The sequence below is a fragment of the Streptomyces sp. NPDC058000 genome (assembly GCF_042886435.1).
Classification (GTDB): domain Bacteria; phylum Actinomycetota; class Actinomycetes; order Streptomycetales; family Streptomycetaceae; genus Streptomyces.
On the sequence record NZ_JBHVQS010000010.1, the window covers coordinates 1 to 20,061 of the forward strand.

General features: G+C 72.3%; 7 protein-coding genes. 5 read left to right on the forward strand and 2 right to left on the reverse strand.

Features of this window, described 5'->3' with window-relative positions:
• Positions 1 to 11,761, reverse strand: an 11,761-nt coding sequence (locus ACFVT2_RS12905) for a type I polyketide synthase (RefSeq protein WP_390016034.1), incomplete at its 3' end; no start/stop codon positions are given.
• 179 nt (positions 11,762 to 11,940) lie between these two features.
• A complete protein-coding gene (locus ACFVT2_RS12910) occupies positions 11,941 to 12,975 on the reverse strand; it encodes a GDP-mannose 4,6-dehydratase (protein ID WP_390016037.1) in 1,035 nt (344 codons plus the stop codon).
• Between the two features lie 298 nt (positions 12,976 to 13,273).
• Here ACFVT2_RS12910 and ACFVT2_RS12915 point away from each other — a divergent pair, with 298 nt between their 5' ends.
• The 5 genes from ACFVT2_RS12915 to ACFVT2_RS12935 all read left to right on the forward strand — a co-directional run bounded on the left by ACFVT2_RS12915 (position 13,274) and on the right by ACFVT2_RS12935 (position 20,058).
• Positions 13,274 to 15,028, forward strand: a complete 1,755-nt coding sequence (locus ACFVT2_RS12915; protein ID WP_390016040.1) for an ABC transporter ATP-binding protein — start codon at positions 13,274 to 13,276, stop codon at positions 15,026 to 15,028.
• Positions 15,006 to 16,826 carry an ABC transporter ATP-binding protein gene (locus ACFVT2_RS12920; RefSeq protein ID WP_390016043.1) on the forward strand — a complete coding sequence of 607 codons (1,821 nt, stop codon included), beginning with the start codon at positions 15,006 to 15,008 and terminating at the stop codon, positions 16,824 to 16,826. The genes ACFVT2_RS12915 and ACFVT2_RS12920 overlap by 23 nt, the downstream gene beginning before the upstream one ends.
• 180 nt (positions 16,827 to 17,006) lie before the next feature.
• On the forward strand, positions 17,007 to 17,273 hold the full coding sequence (locus ACFVT2_RS12925) for a DUF6207 family protein (RefSeq protein ID WP_390016046.1): 267 nt from the start codon (positions 17,007 to 17,009) through the stop codon (positions 17,271 to 17,273).
• 235 nt (positions 17,274 to 17,508) lie between these two features.
• Positions 17,509 to 18,240: a hypothetical protein gene (locus ACFVT2_RS12930; RefSeq protein WP_390016049.1), complete on the forward strand. Its 732-nt coding sequence runs from the start codon at positions 17,509 to 17,511 to the stop codon at positions 18,238 to 18,240.
• Positions 18,241 to 18,459: 219 nt separating this feature from the next.
• Positions 18,460 to 20,058: a purple acid phosphatase family protein gene (locus ACFVT2_RS12935; RefSeq protein WP_390016052.1), complete on the forward strand. Its 1,599-nt coding sequence runs from the start codon at positions 18,460 to 18,462 to the stop codon at positions 20,056 to 20,058.
• The last annotated feature ends 3 nt before the right edge of the window (positions 20,059 to 20,061 follow it).

The window sequence follows — 20,061 nt, forward strand, 5'->3', positions numbered from 1 at the left end:
GCTCCGCGAACACCGGTGACTCATCGAGGAGTTGCGCCCCCATCCCCACCCACTGGGACCCCTGACCGGGGAAGACGAACACCGTCCGGCCCTCGGCATCGGCCACTCCACGGGCGACCACGGGCGAGGGTCCGTCGGCCGCGACGGCGTCCAGGGCCGCCAGGGGGTCGGTGCCCGCGGGCGGTACCACCACGGCACGGTGGGCGAAGCGGGCGCGTGCGGAGGCCAACGACAGGCCGATGTCGAGCGGGCTGACGGCCGGTTCGGCGGTTTCGGCGTACGTGCGGAGGCGGTGGGCCTGGCCGCGCAGTGCGGCGGCGCTGCGGGCGGTGACCACCCACGGGACGACACCGCCGGCGACCGGGACCGGTGCGACGGCGGGCCGCTCCTGTTCGGCAGTGGTGTCCGCGGCGGGTGCCTGCTCCAGCAGGGCGTGTGCGTTGGTGCCGCTGATACCGAACGAGGAGACCGCGGCCCGCCGCGGCCGGCCGGTCACCGGCCACTCCCGCCCCTCGGCCAACAGCCGCACCGTTCCCGCCGACCAGTCCACGTGCGAGGACGGCTGGTCGACGTGCAGGGTCTGCGGCAACCGACCATGCCGCAACGCCATCACCATCTTGATGACTCCGGCGATACCGGCGGCGGACTGGGTATGGCCGATGTTGGACTTGACCGAGCCGAGCAGCAGCGCGTTCTCGGGGGCACGGTCGCGGCCGTAGGTGGCGAACAGTGCCTGCGCCTCGATGGGGTCGCCGAGCGGCGTGCCGGTGCCGTGCGCCTCCAGGGCGTCGATGTCGCCGGGGGCGAGGCGGGCGTTGGCGAGGGCCTGGCGGATGACGCGCTGCTGGGACGGGCCGTTGGGCGCGGTCAGCCCGTTGGAGGCACCGTCCTGGTTGATGGCCGAGCCGCGGATGACGGCGAGCACCGGGTGGCCGTTGCGCTGCGCGTCGGAGAGCCGCTCGACGAGGACGATGCCGACGCCCTCGGCGAGGGTCATGCCGTCGGCGTCGTCGGAGAACGCCTTGCAGCGGCCGTCCTTGGCGAGGGCGCGCTGCCGGCTGAACGCGATGAACGGGTTGGGCGTCGTCATGATCGTGGCGCCGCCGGCGACGGCCAGGGTGCTCTCGCCGTTGCGCAGTGACTGGCAGGCCAGGTGCAGCGCCACGAGCGAGGAGGAGCAGGCGGTGTCGACGGTGACCGCAGGGCCTTCCAGGCCGAAGACGTAGGACAGGCGGCCGGACAGCACGCTGGGGCTGCTGCCGGTGACCATGTGGCCCTCGGCTCCGTCGCCCGCGCCGAGGCCGTACTCCTGGTAGCTGGAGCCGATGAACGTGCCGGTCAGGCTGGACCGGACGGTGTCCGGGCGGATGCCGGCGCGCTCGAACGACTCCCAGGTGGTCTCCAGTAGCAGCCGCTGCTGCGGGTCCATGACCAGCGCCTCGCGGGGCGCGATGCCGAAGAAGGTGGGGTCGAAGGCGTCGGCGTCGTGGAGGAAGCCGCCCTGGGTGGAGTAGGTGGTGCCGGGCCGGTCGGGGTCCGGGTCGAAGAGGTGGCCGGCGTTCCAGCCGCGGTTGACGGGGAAGTCGCTGATCGCGTCGGTGCCGGAGGTGACCAGGTCCCACAGGTGTTCCGGGGAGCTGACGCCGCCGGGAAAGCGGCAGGCCATGCCGATGATGGCGATCGGTTCGTCGTCGGCGGCACCGGTGGCGACCGGGCCGGCGACTTCCAGAACCGCGCCGAGGACCTCCGCCCGCAGGTACTGCGCGAGTTCCAGCGGCGTCGGGTAGTCGAACACCATGGTGCTGGGCAGGGGCAGCCCGGTCACGGTGCCCAGGCGCTTGCGGAGTTCGACGGCGGTCAGCGAGTCGAAGCCGAGGTCGCGGAAGGCACGGCCCTCGGGGACGGCGTCGGCGGAGCTGTGCCCGAGGACAGTGGCGGCTTCGGTACGGACGAGGTCGGCGAGGAGGCGCAGTTGTGCGGGCTCGGCGAGGGCGCGGACCCGGGTGACGAGCTCGGAGGCGTCGGCGGTGTCCGGCCCGGTGCGCTCGTCGGTGGCGAGGGCGCGGACCTCGGGCAGGTCGGAGAGCAGGGCGCTCGGCCGGGCGGAGGTGAACAGCGGCGCGTACCGCGGCCAGTCCACGTCGGCGACCGTGACGGTGACGTCCTGGCGGACGACGGCGCGGCGCAGCTCGGTCAGGGCGGGGGCCGGGTCGAGCAGGCCGAGGCCCTGACGGCGCAGGGTCTCGGAGACCGTGTCGTCGGCGGCCATCCCCGCCTCGGCCCACGGGCCCCAGGCGACGGAGGTCGCGACCAGACCGCGGGTGCGGCGGTGCAGGGCGAGCGCGTCCAGGTAGGCGTTGGCGGCGCCGTAGGCGCTCTGGTTGCCGCTGCCCCAGACACCGGCGATGGAGCCGAAGAGGACGAAGAAGTCCAGTTCGCGGTCGCCGAGCAGGGCGTCGAGGTGGGCGGCGCCGGCGAGCTTGGCGGCGGTGAGGGCGGCGAAGTCGGCGGTGGTCAGGCCGTCGAGCGGACCGTAGTGGCCGACGCCGGCGGTGTGTACGACGCCGGTCAGCGGCAGCTGTGCGGGGAGGTCGGCGAGGACCGCGGCGAGTGCGTCGCGGTCGGCGACGTCGCAGGCGACGACGGAGACCGACGGTCCGATGCCTTCGAGTTCGGCCCGGAGTGCGGCGGCGCCGGGCGCGTCCGGGCCGCGGCGGCTGGTGAGGACGAGGTGCTGGGCGCCGGCGCGGGCCAGCCACCGGGCGACCTCGGCGCCCAGGCCACCGGTACCGCCGGTGATCAGCACGGTGCCGGCGGTGGTGAACTCCCCGGCCGCGGGCAGCGTGTCGACGGTGTGGCGGACCAGCCGCCGGCCGGACACCCCGGTGGTCCGCAGCGCCACCTGGTCCTCGCCGTCGGGGACGTCCTTGACGGCGAGGATCCCGGCGAGGCGCTGTCCGGCCCGCTGGTCGAAGGTGTCCGGCAGGTCGACCAGGCCGCCCCACAGTCGCGGGTGCTCCAGGGCGACGCCTCGGCCCAGCCCCCAGGCGGCGGCCTGGACGGGGTGGGTGATCGGGTCGGCGGGGCCGGTGGAGACGGCGCCGCGGGTGGCGGTCCACAGCCGGCCCCGGGCGCCGGTGTCGGCGAGGGCCTGGACGAGCGCCACGGTCAGCGTCAGTCCCCGGGTGAGTGGCGGGCAGTCGTCGGCGGACCGTTCGTCGAGCGGCAGCACGGACAGCACCTGGGTGGCCGTGTCCACGCCGTCGGTCTGCGCCAGTCGCCCGGCGAGCACCGTGCGGTCCGCGCAGGAGGCGTCCAGGACGAGGCGCCGTACGCGGGCGCCGTGCGTGCCGAGGGCGTCGGCCAGCCCGTCCAGGAGGTCCGCCTCGTCGGCCGCGGTGGCGTCGGAGGCGACCAGCAGCCAGGTGCCGTCGAGGACCGGGGCGACGGGCTTGGTCAGCCGCGTCCACTCCACCCGGTAGCGCAGGGTGTCGAGGAGGTGCTTCTCCTGGTTGCCGCGCCGCCACGACGTGAGGGCCGGCAGCAGGGAGTCCAGCGGCGTGCGGTCCTGGGCGTCCAGGCCCAGGACGGCGGCGAGTTCGCGGGCGTCACCGCGCTCCACGGCGGCCCACAGCTGCTGATCGGCGGGGTCGGCGGCGGTGGCGGCCGGGGCCGGCAGCTGCGGCCAGTAGTGCTCGTGCTGGAAGGCGTACGTCGGCAGGTCGGTGCGGCGGGCTCCGGTCCCGGCGAAGTACGCCGCCCGGCCCACGTCCACGCCCCGCACCTGGAGGCGGGCCAGGGCGGTGGCGGCGGCCACCTCCTCGGAGCGATCGGCGCGCAGGAACGGGACGAGTTCGGCGTCGTGGTCGTCGCCGAGGGTGTCCTGGGCCATCGCGGTGAGCAGACCGTCGGGCCCCAACTCCAGGAAGGTGGTGACGCCGGCGTCCCGCAGCGTCCGCACGCAGTCGGCGAACCGCACGGCCTCGCGGACGTGCCGCACCCAGTACTCCGCGGTGCACAGCTCCGCGTCGTCGGCGCGTTCGCCGGTGAGGTCGGAGACGAGCGGGATGCGCGGCGCCCGGTACGTCAGCCCCTCGGCGACGGTGCGGAAGGCGTCCAGCATGGCGTCCATGTGCGGCGAGTGGAAGGCATGGCTCACCCGTAGCCGCTTGGTCTTCCGCCCCCTTTCGGCGAAGGCGGCGGCGATCTCCTCGGCCGCGTCCGCGTCGCCGGAGACGACCACGGACTCGGGCCCGTTGACGGCGGCGATGGCCACCGGGTCGGTGAGGTGCGGAGCGATCTCGTCCTCGGTGGCCTGGATCGCGATCATCGCGCCACCGGCCGGCAGCGCCTGCATCAGGGTCGCCCGCGCGGCCACCAGGCGGCAGGCGTCCGCCAACTCCAGTACCCCGGCGACGTGCGCCGCGGCGATCTCGCCGATCGAGTGCCCCGCCACGAAGTCGACGCGGACGCCCCAGCTCTCCACGAGCCGGTACAGCGCCACCTCGACGGCGAACAGCGCGGGCTGCGTCCACCCGGTCCCGTCCAACAGGGCGGCCTCGTCGCTGCCCTCCGCGGCGAACACCACCTCGCGCAGCGGCCGGTCCAGCAGCGGGTCGAACGCGGCACAGACCGCGTCGAACGCCGCGGCGAACTCCGGTTGTGCCGCGTGGAGTTCACGCCCCATCGCGGCCCGCTGGCTGCCCTGGCCGGTGAACAGCACGGCGGTCCGGCCGCGCCCGGCGGTCTCGCCCTCGACGACGGCGGGGTCCGGCCGGCCGGTGGCGAGCGCGCTCAGCGAGGCGAGGAGCTGGTCACGGTCGTGCGCCACGACGGCGGCCCGCTGTTCGAAGCGGGACCGGCTGGTGGCCAGGGAGAACGCGATATCCACGAGTCCGGCGTCCGGCCGGGTCCGGAGGTGCCCGAGCAGCCGGGCGGCCTGGCTCCGCAGCGCACCGCGGTTGCGGCCGGAGAGCAACAGCGGAACCGCGCCCGGCGTGTGCTGCGGTGCGCCGGCCACGGTGGCTTCGGCGCCCGGCGCCTGCTCGACGATGACGTGGACGTTGGTGCCGCTGATGCCGAACGAGGAGACACCGGCCCGTCGGGCCCGGTCCGACTCCGGCCAGGCCGTCGGCTCGGTCAGCAGCTCCACCGCACCCTCGGACCAGTCCACGTGCGAAGACGGGGCATCGACGTGCAGTGTCCGCGGCACCACACCGTGTCGCATCGCCAACACCATCTTGATGACGCCGGCGACGCCGGCCGCGGCCTGCGTGTGCCCGATGTTGGACTTCACCGAGCCGAGCAGCAGCGGCCGTTCGGCGTCCCGGTCCCGGCCGTAGGTGGCGAGGAGCGCCTGGGCCTCGATCGGGTCACCGAGTGTGGTGCCCGTGCCGTGCGCCTCCACCACATCCACGTCACCGGCAGTCAGGCCGCCGCTGGCCAGTGCCTGACGGATCACCCGCTGCTGGGACGGACCGTTAGGAGCCGTCAAGCCGTTGGACGCACCATCCTGGTTCACCGCCGAACCCCGCACCACGGCCAGGATCTCGTGACCGTTACGGACCGCATCCGACTGCCGTTCCAACACCAGCATGCCGACGCCCTCGGACCAACCCACCCCATCGGCCGCATCCGCAAACGCCTTGCAACGACCATCAGACGACAACCCCCGCTGCCGGGCAAAGTCCACGAACACCGCCGGCGTCGACATCACCGTCACACCACCGGCCAACGCCAACCCACACTCACCACTACGCAACGCCTGCATCGCCCAATGCATCGCCACCAACGACGAAGAACACGCCGTATCCACCGTCACCGCCGGACCCTCAAGCCCCAACACATAGGCCACCCGACCCGACGCCAAACTCGGCGAACTCCCACTCCCCTGAAAACCCTCGAACTCCGGACTCGCCAACATCGCGCTGTAATCGCTGTACATCACACCCGCGAACACACCCGTCGCACTACCACGCAACGTCAACGGATCAATACCCGCCCGCTCAATCGCCTCCCACGACGACTCCAACAACAGACGCTGCTGCGAATCCGTCGCCAACGCCTCACGCGGACTCATCCCGAAGAACGCCGGATCAAACTCCCCCGCCTCATACAAGAACCCACCAGAACGCGTATACGACGTACCCAGATGGTCAGGATCCGGGTGGTACAGGGACTCAACGTCCCAACCACGGTTCGTCGGGAAACCGGAGACCGCATCGGTGCCTTCGGTGACCAGTTTCCACAGGTCCTCAGGAGAGCTGACCCCGCCCGGATAGCGGCAAGCCATACCCACGATGACGATCGGATCGTCCGCCACCGCCACCGCGCTCCGCCGGACAGACGTCACCTCGGCATCCGTGCCCAGCAGTTCGTCGCGGATGTAGGTGGCGAGGTGGCGGACGGTCGGGTAGTCGAAGACCAGGGTGGCGGGCAGTCGCAGACCGGTGACGGTGTTGAGGCGGTTGCGGAGCTCGACGGCGGTCAGGGAGTCGAAGCCCAGGTCCCGGAAGGCACGGCCGGCGTCCACGTCGCTGCCGGTGGCGTGGCCGAGGACCAGCGCCACCTGGCCCCGGACGAGATCCAGGACCAGCTCGTCGCGGCCCTCCTCGTCGAGCCGGCCGAGGCGCTGGGCGAGGTTGCCCGCGGTGGCGGATCCGGCGACGACGGCGCGGCGCGCACGGACACGGATCAACGACCGCAACAGCGGCGGCACTTCGCCCCGTGCACGGAGGACGGGAAGATCCAGGCGGACCGGGACACCGGTGGCGTCGGTGCCGGCCAGGGCCGCGTCGAAGAGGGCGAGGCCCTGCGCCACGGACAGCGGCGGGACGCCGGAACGGGCCAGGCGGTCAGCCTCGGCATCCGTCAACGCGCCAGTCATACCGCCGGACTGTTCCCACGGCCCCCAGGCCAGCGAGAGACCGGGCAGGCCCGCCGCCTGACGCTGTGTCATGAGGGCGTCCAGGAAGGCGTTTCCGGCCGCGTAGTTGGCCTGACCGGGACTGCCGAACACCCCCGCAACCGACGAGAAGACGACGAAGGCCGCCAAGTCCAGGTCACGGGTCGCCTCGTGCAGATGCCAGGCGGCATCCACCTTCGGCCGCAGGACCGCAGCCAGGCGCTCCGGCGTCAGCGTGGCGATCATCCCGTCGTCCAGCACACCGGCCGCATGGATCACCGACGACACCGGATGCGTGGCGATCAGCTCCGCCACCGCCGCCCGATCCGCCACATCGCAGGCAACCGCCCGCGCACTGGCACCCGACTCCGCCAGCTCCGCAATCAACTCGGCCGCGCCATCGGCCCGTTCACCACGACGACTGACCAGCAGCACATCCCGCACCCCGTGCTCAGCCACCAGATGGCGAGCCAGCACCGCCCCCAGACCACCCGTACCACCGGTGATCAGGACCGAACCCGCCCCCGTGAACGTCGCACCGGCCTGGGGTTCGTCAGCGCTGGCCCGGCGGACCAGGCGGGCGGCCCGCAGGGTGTCGCCGTCCACTGCGAGCTGCGGTTCGTCGCAGGTGAGCGCGGTCGGCGGGAGGGTAGCGGGGCCCGTGACGGGGTCGAGGTCGAGCAGTGCGAAGCAGCCGGGGTTCTCGGACTGCGCGGAACGCACCAGGCCCCAGACCGCGGCGGCTGCCACGTCGTGCCCGGTCGTCGCGCCACGGGTCACGAAGACCAGGCGGGCGTCGGCGAAGCGTTCGGGGTGGTCGAGCCAGGTCTGTACGGCGGTGAGGGCGGCGGTGGCGCAACGGTGCGCGGCGCGGGCCGGGTCGGTGGCGCCGCCGGTACCGGTACCGGTGTCGTCGCCGGTGCCCGTGTCGTCGCCGGTGCCGGTGAGGGGCAGCAGGACGGTGGGCGGGACGGGGCCGTCCGCCGCGGCGAGGGTGGTGAGGTCCGGGTGCGGGGTGGCGTCGGTGAGGGCGGGGTGGGTCAGCAGGCCGAAGGGGTCGGTGCCGATGAGGGCCACGGCGCCGAGGTCGGTGGTGGTCGGGCGTACGGGCGTCCAGTCGAGGCGGAAGAGGGAGTCGCGGGCGAGCCCGGCGGCCGTGTCGAGCTGGTGGGAGGCCACGCCGCGCAGGACGAGGGAGTCGACGGTCAGCACGGGCTCGCCGGTGCCGTCGGCGACGGTGAGGGCGAGCGCGTCATCGGCGACCGGGGCCAGGCGGACGCGCAGGGTGGTGGCGCCGCTGGCGTGGAGGGAGACGCCCTCCCAGGAGAAGGGCAGCCCGCCCCGGCCGCGTTCGCCGAGGCCGGTGAAGGAGGCGGCGTGCAGGGCGGCGTCGAGCAGCGCCGGGTGGATGCCGAACGCCTCGACGTCGGGCCGGCCGGCCTCGGGCAGGACGACCTCGGCGTAGATCGCGTCGTCGCGGCGCCAGGCGGCGCGCAGGCCCTGGAAGACCGGGCCGTAGGCGAAGCCGCCGTCGGCGAGCCGGTCGTAGTGGCCGTCCAGGGGCAGCGGTTCGGCGCCGGCCGGGGGCCACTGCGCCGCGTCGAGGGCGGGGGGTGCCTCGCCGGTGGGTGCGGTGTCGGCGGTGGTGAGGACACCGGTGGCGTGGGTGGTCCACGGGGTGTCGTCGCCGGTGTCGGGGCGGGCGTGGACGTTGACGGTGCGACGGCCGGAGGCGTCGGGGTTGCCGATCCACAACTGGACCTGGACGCCGCCCTGTTCGGGCAGGAGCAGCGGTGCGGCGAGGGTGAGTTCCTCGACGCGGTCGCAGCCGACCTCGTCGCCGGCGCGGACCGCGAGTTCGAGGAAGGCGGTGCCGGGCAGCAGGGTGGTGCCGCGGACGGTGTGGTCGGCGAGCCAGGGATGGGTCTGCCGGGAGAGCCGGCCGGTGAGGAGGGCGCCGCCTGCGTCGGCGAGGGAGACGGCGGCGGACAGCAGCGGGTGGTGGGCGGCGCCGAGGCCCACGGAGCGCAGGTCGGCGGTGCCGCCCTGGAGGGCCTTGGGCCAGTAGCGGCGGCGCTGGAAGGCGTAGGTCGGCAGGTCGGTGCGGCGGGCGCCGGTGTCGGCGAAGTAGCCGGACCAGTCGAGGGGGATGCCGTGGACGTGCAGGCCGGCGAGTGCGGTGGTGAGGGTGTGTTCCTCGGGCCGTCCGGCGCGCAGGGCGGGCAGGGTGACGGCGTCGGATCCGGCGGCGTCCAGGCATTCCTGGGCCGCCGCGGTCAGCACACTGTCGGGGCCGAGTTCGAGGAAGGCGGTGGTGCCGTGACTGGCGAGCCAGTCGATGCCGTCGGCGAAGCGGACGGCGTGGCGGACGTGGTCGACCCAGTAGTCGGCGGAGGTGAGTTGGGCGACGGTGGCGGGTTTGCCGGTCAGGTTGGAGACGACCGGGAGGAGCGGGGGGTGGAGGGTGAGGTCCTCGACGACGGCCCGGAACGCGTCGAGCATCGGCTCCATGAGCGGCGAGTGGAATGCGTGCGAGACGCGCAGTCGGCGGGTCTTGTGGCCGTCGGCCGCGAGCCGTTCGGCGAGGGCGGTGACGGTGGCGGCGTCGCCGGAGAGGACGACGGCGGAGGGGCCGTTGACGGCGGCGACGGAGACCTGGTCCTCGTGGCCGGTGAGCAGCGGGGCGACGTCGGCTTCCGCTGCCTGGACGGCGATCATCGCGCCGCCGTCGGGCAGAGCTTGCATCAGGCGACCGCGGGCGGCGACGAGGGTGGCGGCGTCGGCCAGGGAGAGGACGCCGGCGAGGTGTGCGGCGGCGATCTCGCCGACGGAGTGGCCGGCGAGGTGGTCGGGGCGGACGCCGAAGGACTCGATCAGCCGGTAGAGGGCCACTTCGACGGCGAGGAGTGCGGGCTGGGCGTACTCGGTGCGGTCGAGCAGGGCCGCGTCCGTTCCCCACAGCACCTCGCGCAGGGGGCGGTCCAGGTGCGGGGTGAAGGCGTCCAGGGTCGCGTCGAGTGCGGTGGCGAACGCCGGGAAGCGGGCGGCGAGTTCCCGTCCCGCACCGAGGCGTTGGGCGCCCTGGCCGGTGAACAGCACGGCGAGCCGGGTCTCGGCCCGGGCGGTACCGGTGTCCCAGGCAAGGGCGGCGGCCGGGTCGTCGCCGTCGGCGAGTGCGGCGAGGCCGTCGGTGAACGCCGTGCGGTCGGTGGCGAGGAGGACGGCTCGGTGCTCGAATCCGGCGCGGGTGGTGGCGAGGGAGTGGGCGAGGTCGAGCAGGTCGGGGTGGGGGTCGGTGTCGAGGGCGGTGCGCAGTGCGGCGGCCTGGCCGCGCAGGGCGTCCGGGGTGCGGGCGGAGAGCAGGACCGGGACGGTTTCGGGCGCCACGGTGGTGGCCGTCGGCGCGGTGTCGGCAGTGCCTGTGGTGATTGCGGTGTCGGCAGCCTCGGCGTTGTCTGCGGTGACTGTGGTGTCTGCGGTGTCTGCGGTGTCTGCGGGGCGCGGCTCGGGGGCCTGTTCGATGATGGTGTGGGCGTTGGTGCCGCTGATGCCGAAGGAGGAGATGGCGGCACGGCGCGGTGCCCCGGTGGCGGGCCAGTCGGTGTGGTCGGTCAGCAGTTGCACGGCGCCCTGCGACCAGTCGACGTGGCGGGTGGGCTCCTCGGCGTGCAGGGTGCGGGGCAGGACGCCGTACCGCATCGCCATCACCATCTTGATGACGCCCGCGACACCGGCGGCGGCCTGGGTGTGGCTGATGTTGGACTTGACCGAGCCGAGCAGCAGCGGTCGGTCCGCCGGGCGGTTCTGGCCGTAGGTGGCGAGCAGGGCCTGCGCCTCGACGGGGTCGCCGAGGGTCGTTCCGGTGCCGTGTGCCTCGACGACGTCGATATCCCCGGCGGACAGTCTGGCGTTGACCAGGGCCTGCTGGATGACCTGTTGCTGGGAGGGGCCGTTGGGGGCGGTGAGGCCGTTGGAGGCGCCGTCCTGGTTGACGGCGGTGCCGCGGACGACGGCCAGGATCTGGTGGCCGTTGCTGACGGCGTCGGAGAGGCGTTCCAGGACCAGGATGCCGACGCCTTCGGCCCAGCCGGTGCCGTCGGCGGTGTCACCGAAGGAGCGGCAGCGGCCGTCCGCTGACAGTCCGCCCTGGCGGCCCATCTCGATGAAGGTGCCGGGTCCGGACATGATGGTGACGCCGCCGGCGAGGGCGAGGGTGCACTCGCCGGCCCGCAGCGCCTGGGTGGCCAGGTGGACGGCGACGAGCGAGGAGGAGCAGGCGGTGTCGACGGTGACGGCGGGGCCGACCGTGCCGAAGGTGTAGGAGATGCGGCCGGACAGCACGCTGCCGGTGTTGCCGGTGAGTTGGAAGCCCTCGGCGCCGTCGGCGGGGCCGACCCGGTAGTCCTGGGCCATCGCGCCCAGGAAGACGCCGGTGCGGCTGCCCTTCACGGACGTCGGGTCGATACCGGCGCGTTCGAACGCCTCCCAGGCGGATTCCAGGACCACGCGCTGCTGCGGGTCCATGGCGACCGCCTCGCGCGGTGAGATGCCGAAGAAGTCCGCGTCGAAGTCGGGGGCGTCGTGCAGGAATCCGCCGGTGGCGGTCGGGGCGGCGGCCAGTGCCTCCAGGTCCCAGCCGCGGTCGGTGGGGAACGGGCTGACGCCGTGCTCACCGGCCGCGACCATCCGCCAGAGGTCTTCGGGGCTGCGGACGCCTCCGGGGTAGCGACAGGTCATGCCGATGATGGCCACCGGTTCCTGGGCCGCCGACTCCAGCTCGCTGACCCGCCGTCGGGTGCGTCGAAGGTCGGCCGTCGCAAGCTTGAGGTAATCCCGGAGTTTTTGTTCGTTGTCCATCTCAACTCAACCCATCTCGACAGCCGACGGCCGCACGTGAATGGCGTCCGACTTTTCCGCGCCGCTCCGGCGGTACGTTCGAATCGCCACCTGGATTCGCCACTCACCGGGGGAATCCATATGGCGAGTGTCGTCGGAATTCCCGCGGGAATTCCCTAGTGTTCGAAAGCTCGGAACCGCTACCAGCTGGCGGCCAACAGCACATCACCGTATTGGTTTTCGCGGGAAACCTGCATCAGATCAGATTCGACCATCATGCGCATGAGGGCGGGAAAGTCGACGTCCGGTTTCCAGCCGAGGCGGTCCCGGGCCTTCGCGCTGTCGGCGCACAGCACCTCGACCTCTGCGGGCCGTACCAGGTCGGGGTCGATGACGACGTGGTCCTCCCAGTTCAGGCCGACGTGCTCGAAGGCGATCCGGACGGCGTCACGCACCGAGTGCATCTGACCGGTGCCGATGACGTAGTCGTCGCCGGCGTCCTGCTGGAGCATCAGGTGCATGGCGCGGACGTAGTCGCCGGCATAGCCCCAGTCGCGGACCGCGTCGAGGTTGCCGAGGGCCAGTTTGTCCTGGAGGCCGTGTTTGATGCGGGCGACCGCGAGGGTGATCTTGCGGGTGACGAATTCCTGTCCGCGGCGCGGGGATTCGTGGTTGAAGAGCATGCCGGATACCGCGTACATGCCGAAGGACTCGCGGTAGTTGCGGGTGATGTAGTGGCCGTACGCCTTGGCCGCGCCGTAGGGGCTGCGCGGGTGGAAGAGCGTGGTCTCGCGCTGCGGGGTCTCGGCCGCCTTGCCGAACATCTCCGAGGACGACGCCTGGTAGAAGCGGATCTGACCGCGCGGGCTGGCGGTGCGGGAGGTGGACAGGCCGCTGACCATGCGGATGGCCTCCAGCATGCGCAGCACGCCCATGCCGTTGACCTCGGTGACCAGCTCGGCCTGCTGCCAGGACATCGGCACGAAGGAGATCGCGCCGAGGTTGTAGACCTCGTCGGGCTGCACGGTGTCGACCGCGGAGACCAGGCTGCCCTGGTCCATCAGGTCGCCGTCGATGAAGTTCAGTTCGGCGACCAGGCGGCTGACGCGGGACTTCCGGGGGTTGGCCTGACCGCGGATCAGGCCCCACACCTGGTAGCCCTGCGACAGCAGGTGCTCCGCGAGATAGGAGCCGTCCTGGCCGGTGATTCCGGTGATCAGCGCTCGTTTGGACATGGCAAACCCTTCTCGATACACGAAAGAGACCGTCCAAACGCTTGGGCTCGGCCACGACCTGGCGTCGAATACGCAGTCCGGACGTTAGACACCGGCACGCTCGCAAGCCTCGGAAGATGCTGTCAACGCATCCCGGGCTTTCTAGGGAATTCCCAAGTGCCGGACCGTCAAAAGCGCGTCGACGACCCCAACACTAGGGAAATTCAGGTGCGAACTGCGGTGCAATGTCAAGGTCGGCGGGCCGGCCGACTCCGTCCACCGAGCGGCCTGCCGCCGCAGTCAACCGGGGTGTTCCTCCGTGCTGTTGAGACTTCTGCGGGCACAGCTGCGCCCCTACGCGGGGGCCACCTCCGCCCTCGTCGCGCTCCAACTCGTACAGATCCTGGGCACGTTGCTGCTGCCGACGCTCGGCGCCGCGCTCATCGACCAGGGGGTGGTGCGCGGCGACCGCGGTCGACTCACCGAGCTGGGTGTGGTGATGGTGGCGGTGGCGGTGGTGCAGATCGCGGCGGCGCTCGGGGCGGCGGCGCTGGCCGCCCGGACCTCGACGGCGATGGGCCGCGATCTGCGGTCCGCGGTCTTCCGCCGCATCCTGGACTTCTCCGCCCGCGAGATCGGCCGCTTCGGCACCCCGTCGCTGCTGACCCGGTCGGTGAACGACGTCCAGCAGGTGCAGAACCTCGCCCAGTCCGGCTTCGGCATCGTCGTGTGCGCACCGCTGATGTGTCTGGGCAGCGTGCTGCTGGCGCTGCGTCAGGACGTACCGCTGGCGCTGCTCCTGGTCGCGCTGGTGCTGGTGGTGGCGGTCTGCTTCGGCCTGCTGCTGGCCCGGATGGGGGCCCTGTACGCGCGGATGCAGGTGACCCTGGACCACCTGGGGCGGCTGCTGCGCGAGGCGATCACCGGGGTGCGGGTGGTGCGGTCCTTCGTCCGTGACGACCACGAGCGCGGGCGCTTCGCGGAGACCAACGACGCCTTCCTCGCCCTGTCGCAACGGGTGGGCCGGCTCATCGCGACGATGCTGCCGGTGGTGTTGCTGCTCATGAACGGCTTCACCGTCGCCCTGCTGTGGGCCGGCTCCCGCCGGATCGACGCGGGCAGCATGCCGATCGGTGCGCTCAGTGCGTTCCTCAGCTATCTGTCGCTGATCCTGATGTCCGTCGTGATGCTGGCCTTCGTGTTCCTGTCGGTGCCGCGGGCCCGGGTCTGCGCCGGTCGGATCGCGGAGGTCCTGGATACCGGGACGAGCGTGGCGCCGCCGGCCGCGCCGCAGCCGGTGCGGGGCCCCGCGGGCCGGGTCGAGCTGCACGGCGCCGAGTTCCGCTACCCGGGCGCCGAGGAGGCCGTGCTGCGGGACGTCGACCTGACGGTCGAACCGGGCGAACGGCTCGCTGTGCTCGGCAGCACCGGCAGCGGCAAGACGACCCTGCTGAACCTGGTGCTGCGACTGTCCGACACCACCGGGGGAACGGTGCGGATCGGCGGCACCGACGTCCGCGAGCTGGCCCCGGCCGTGCTCGCCGGCGCCGTCGGGTTCGTACCGCAACGGCCGTACCTGTTCTCCGGAACGGTCGCCGGCAATCTGCGCTTCGGGCGGCCGGACGCCACGGACGAGGAGCTGTGGGAGGCACTGCGCGTCGCCCAGGCCGCCGACTTCGTGGCCCGGATGCCGGACGGTCTCGGTGCCGGGATCACCCAGGGCGGCGGCAACGTCTCCGGCGGCCAGCGCCAGCGGTTGTCGCTCGCCCGGGCACTGTTGCGCCGTCCGGAGATCTATCTCTTCGACGACTGTTTCTCCGCGCTCGACCAGGCCACCGAAGCCGCGCTGCGGTCGGCGCTGGCGCCGTACACCGCGGGCGCGACGGTGATCACCGTGGCGCAGCGGGTCTCCGCCACCCGCGACGCGGACCGCGTCGTCGTCCTGGACCGCGGGCGCATCGTCGCCCGGGGCACCCACGACCTGCTGTTGCGCACCAGCTCGACCTATCGCGAGATCGCGCTCTCGCAGCGCACCGAGGAGGAAGCCGCCCATGGCCGCGCCGGACGTCCCTGAGGAGGAGCGGGCGGCGCCCCGGCCGGCCCGCCGACTCGTCGGTCTGCTGCGGCCGCACCGCCCGACCGTGGCACTCGCCCTGGTGATGGGCGTCGGTGGGATCGTGCTCAACGCGTTCGGACCGCTGCTGTTGGGCCGGGTCACCGACCTGATCGCCGAGGGTGTGCTCGGCGGCGGCTCGGGCCCGGCGCCCGGCATCGACTTCGGCGCGGTCGGCCGACTGCTGCTGATCCTGCTGGCGCTCTACGCCGTGGCGTCGCTGTTCATGCTGGCCCAGGGCCGGCTCGTGGCGTCCGCGGTGTGGCGCACCATCCACGACCTGCGCCGCGCCGCGCGGGAGAAGCTGGCCCGGCTGCCGCTGCGGCACTTCGACCGGCACCCGGCCGGTGAGCTGCTCAGCCGCACCACCAACGACATCGACAATCTCCAGCAGACCCTCCAGCAGACCCTCGCCGAGCTGATCACCTCGATCTTCTCGCTGCTGACGATGCTGGTGCTGATGCTGGTGATCTCACCGTCGCTCGCCGCGGTGATGCTGCTGAGCGTGCCGGTCTCGGGGCTGCTGGCGACCCGGATCAGCAAGCGCGCCCAACCCCACTACGCCGCGCAGTGGTCCGCCAACGGCGACCTCAACGCCCATGTGGAGGAGGTGTGCACCGGCCACGCGTTGATCAAGGGCTTCGACCGGCGCGCGGCGGCCGAGCAGCGCTTCGACGCCTGCAACGACGCGGTGTACCGGGCGGCCGCCAAGGCCCAGTTCGCCTCCGGCGCCATGGAGCCGGTCATGATGTTCATCGCGAACCTCGGCTATGTGCTGGTGGCCGTCATCGGTGCCTGGAAGGTCGTCAGCGGCTCCCTGACGCTCGGCGACGTCCAGGCGTTCATCCTCTACGCGCGCCAGTTCAGCCAGCCGATCGTGGAGATCGCCTCGGTCGCGGGCCGGCTCCAGTCCGGTACCGCCTCCGCCCAGCGCGTCTTCGCCCTGCTCGACGCCCCCGAGCAGACCCCCGACCCCCACCAGCCGCGCACGCCCGCCCGCCCCGAAGGCCGGGTCGTGTTCGAGGACGTGTCGTTCCGCTACGCCCCCGACACCCCCCTCATCGAGGACCTCTCGCTGACCGTGGAACCGGGCAGCACCGTGGCGATCGTCGGCCCCACCGGTGCCGGCAAGACCACCCTCGGCAACCTCCTGATGCGCTTCTACGAGCCGGACTCCGGCCGCATCCTCCTGGACGGCACCGACACCGCGGCGATGACCCGCGACGACCTGCGGTCCCGCTTCGGCCTGGTGCTACAGGACACCTGGCTGTTCGGCGGCACGATCGCGGAGAACATCGCGTACGGCGCGCCCGGGGCCTGCCGCGCAGACATCGTTCAGGCGGCCCGGGCGACCTGCGCCGACCGCTTCATCCGCACCCTGCCCCAGGGGTACGACACCGTCCTTGACGACGAGTCCTCGACGGTCAGCGCCGGCGAGAAGCAGCTGATCACGGTGGCCCGGGCGTTCCTCGCCCGGCCGGCCGTCCTGGTCCTGGACGAGGCCACCAGCTCGGTGGACACGCGTACCGAGGTCCTGATCCAGCGCGCCATGAGTTCCCTGCGGGCCGGCCGGACCAGCTTCGTGATCGCACACCGTCTGTCCACGATCCGCGACGCGGACCTGATCGTCGTGATGGACGCCGGCCGCATCGTCGAGCAGGGCACCCACGACGAACTCCTCCGCGCACCGGGCCTCTACGCCCGGCTGCACGCCGCCCGAGCCGACCCGACCACCGCCGCGGGCGCGGCGGCCGGCTGACCCGCGCCGCCACCACACCGCCTTCTCCAACCGCTGACGCACCACGCCCACCCTCCACCCCACCGCCCGCCACCTACCAGCACCCGCCTCACTGTCAACTCACCACCCACGCCGACCACGTTCGGATGAACCCTGCCGGCTTCTCCTTACGCCACGGGGCGAAATAGGTCATACAGAACTGTGCATATCCACGAGGAACATGTCAGCGAGCCCGGCATGGTCGTCATCGACGTCACCGCCGCCGACGAAGCCACCGCCACCCTTGCCGCGGCCGAGCTGGGGCGCCTGTGGCGTTCCAGCGGCCCCTCCGCACCCTGGCACACACCGGGCCGGCCCGGCGTTTCCGTCCGTGCCTATCTGGACCTGCGCCACCGCCCCTTGACGGTGACCGACGAGGTGCATCCGCTGCCCGCATCGCGGCGTCGGGACCGGGCTCACGGCAAGTAGGGCGTTCCCACCACCGCGGTGAGGACGAGCAGGACCGCCACCACCGCGACCGTCAGGTTGACGCGAGACTCCACAGACTCCACGACCGGCCCACGAGGGCGCTCCACCGAGGACCGACGCCGGCGCCCATCGCCGTCGGATCGTCACGCGCCCCGCCCCGAACCGGTCGGAAGGTGTCCGAGCATTTCCGGTAAATATGCCGTACCGGTCCCGCACCACGGGCACCATGATGCTCATGACAACAGAGGACTTCGGCGCCCCCGGTCGCTCCGCCGACACCGATCAGCCCCACTCCCCCGCGCGCCCGACTCCGCCCGTCGCTCCGCGCGCCCTGTGGACGCGGCCTTGGGCCGTCGGCCTGGCCGGCCTGCTGGTCGGCGCGGCAGCGGTGGGTGTCGCCTGGCTCAGCCTCGCGGACAGCACGAGCGCGCCGACGGGCGGCGGTCCGGGCCGGACCTCCACCGCCGAACTGCCCCTCCCCACCACGTTGGGGAAGTTCGTCGGATTCCAGGAGGCGGCGCAGCGCTCGGGCGGCCGCGGTGCGGGCCAGGCATCGCAGCGGACCGCCAAGTCCGATGAGGAGAGCACGAAGTTGCTGTCCGACGCGTACGGCGGAACCGCGGCCGCCGTACGGACCTACGCGCAGACCGACCTGACCACCACCTTCATGGTCACCGCGATCCGCGGCCGGACCCCCGCACCGTTCACCCCCTACGAGGACCCGGCGGCCCTCGGCGTGGTCAGACCCATGCACGAGGTCCGCACGGTGGGCGAGGTCTCCTGTGTGATCGTGAACCAGCTGACGCCGACGGGCCAGACGCCCCGGCCGGACTCGGTGAACGTCGACTACTGCCAGCGCACCCAGGAGGGCCTGACCGTCACGGTCCGGAACATCAACGGGGACCTCCGCAACAGTCCCGAGCAGATCGCGACCCTGGTCGACAAGGTCTGGTCCGACGCGACCTGACCCCCAACAGCCAGTCACCTCCGAACCTCCCCGCTCACGTGCCCGCGCCGACGCCACCCGCCACCGCCGTCGAACCGCGCGGGAAAAGCCCATGCCCGCCTCACACACCACCAAGGCATGAGCCCCTCACTCCCCTCCATTCGCCAACGCTCCTCAGCACACCTCACCAACACCCCTCTCCCCAAAGGGCGTTATATGTCGATCGCGCGCAGATCCCTCTTGACCGGTTCGACGGCGGCAGCGGCCGCCACCGCACTCGGCACCGCCGGGAACGCCGAAGCCGCCGGCCACCCCCGGCCCACCGTGCCGCACCCCTTGCTCCAGCGCACGCCGAGCCGCCTGGGCGTGCCCGGTGTGACCGGGCTGCACCTCCAGTTCGGCGCCGACCCCGCCACCGAGATGACCGTCTCCTGGATCAGCCCGCGGTCCGTGCGCCGTCCGCAGGTGCGGCTCGGCTCCCCGGACGGGGGTACCGGGCAGCTCGTCGAGGCCGAGACCCGCACCTACCGCGACGGCCTCTCCGGTGAGGAGGTGTACGTGCACCACGTCCGCCTCACCGGACTGCGGCCCGACACCACGTACCTGTACGCGGCCGGGCACGACGGTGCGGCGCCGGAGAGCGGTGCGTTCAGCACGGCGCCGCGCGGGCGGACCCCGTTCACCTTCACCAGCTTCGGCGATCAGGGCGCACCCAACCTCCGACGCATCGTCAAGTGGCCGACGGGCGGCGACCCTTCACCCTCCGGACGCTATCCGCTCTACACCAGCAGCCAGGCCGGCACACCAGCCTCCGCCGACATCGTGGCCGCGGTGGAACGGGTCGAGCCGCTGTTCAACCTGGTCAACGGCGACCTGTGCTACGCCTCCGCGGCCGGCGTCTTCGGGCAGAACCGCGTATCGACCTGGGCTGACTGGTTCATCAGCAACAGCCGTTCGACGCGTCTGCGCCCGTGGATGCCCTGCCTGGGCAACGGCGAGAACGAGAAGGGCAACGGCCCGTTGGGGATGAGCGGTTACCAGACGTACTACACGCTGCCCGACTCGACGGCTGCCGCCGATCCCGAGACCCGGGGGCTGTGGTACGCCTTCACCGTCGGCGCGGTCCGCTTCATCAGCCTGGCCAACGACGACGTGGCGATCCAGGACACCGGCGACACCTATGTGCACGGCTTTTCCGGTGGCGCACAACGCCGCTGGCTGGAACGGGAGTTGAAGGCGGCGCGGGCGCATGACGGGATCGACTGGATCGTCGTCTTCATGCACCACCCGATGATCTCCAGTAGCCGCAGCGGCAGCGGCAGCGACCTCGGCATCCGCACGACCTGGGGCCCGCTCTTCGACGCGTACGGGGTCGACCTGGTGCTCTGCGGGCACGAGCACTACTACGAGCGGTCGCTGCCGGTCCGCGGTGCGCTGCCGAACGAGGCCCGCACCCCGATCCCGGTCTCGACCCGTACCGATGTCGCCGACACCAGCAAGGGCACCGTCCACATGATCATCGGTGGTGGCGGCAACTTCGCCGCCAACCAGGACAACCTGTTCGACGAGCCCAAAGGGCGCGTCGTGGTCGATCTGAGCAAGGAGACCGAGGGCCGCCACCGCAAGGCCGTCTTCGTCACCGAGGACGCCCCGTGGCGCGCCTTCCAGGACCGCGTCCACACCCACGGCTTCGCCGCCTTCGACGTCGATCCGGGCGACCCCCGCACCGGCCGGACCCGCATAAACGTCACGTACTACACCTTCGACGGCCCCTACGGCGACCTGACTCCGGTGGACGCCTTCACCCTGGAACGGCCGCGCAAGGACACCCGACGCTGAGGG

Bases quoted from the DNA above. Each gene is read 5' to 3' on its own strand.
- ACFVT2_RS12920 (WP_390016043.1), top strand. From the start codon at position 15,006: ATGGCCGCGCCGGACGTCCCTGAGGAGGAGCGGGCGGCGCCCCGGCCG.
- ACFVT2_RS12930 (WP_390016049.1), top strand. From the start codon at position 17,509: ATGACAACAGAGGACTTCGGCGCCCCCGGTCGCTCCGCCGACACCGAT.
- ACFVT2_RS12910 (WP_390016037.1), bottom strand. From the start codon at position 12,975: ATGTCCAAACGAGCGCTGATCACCGGAATCACCGGCCAGGACGGCTCC.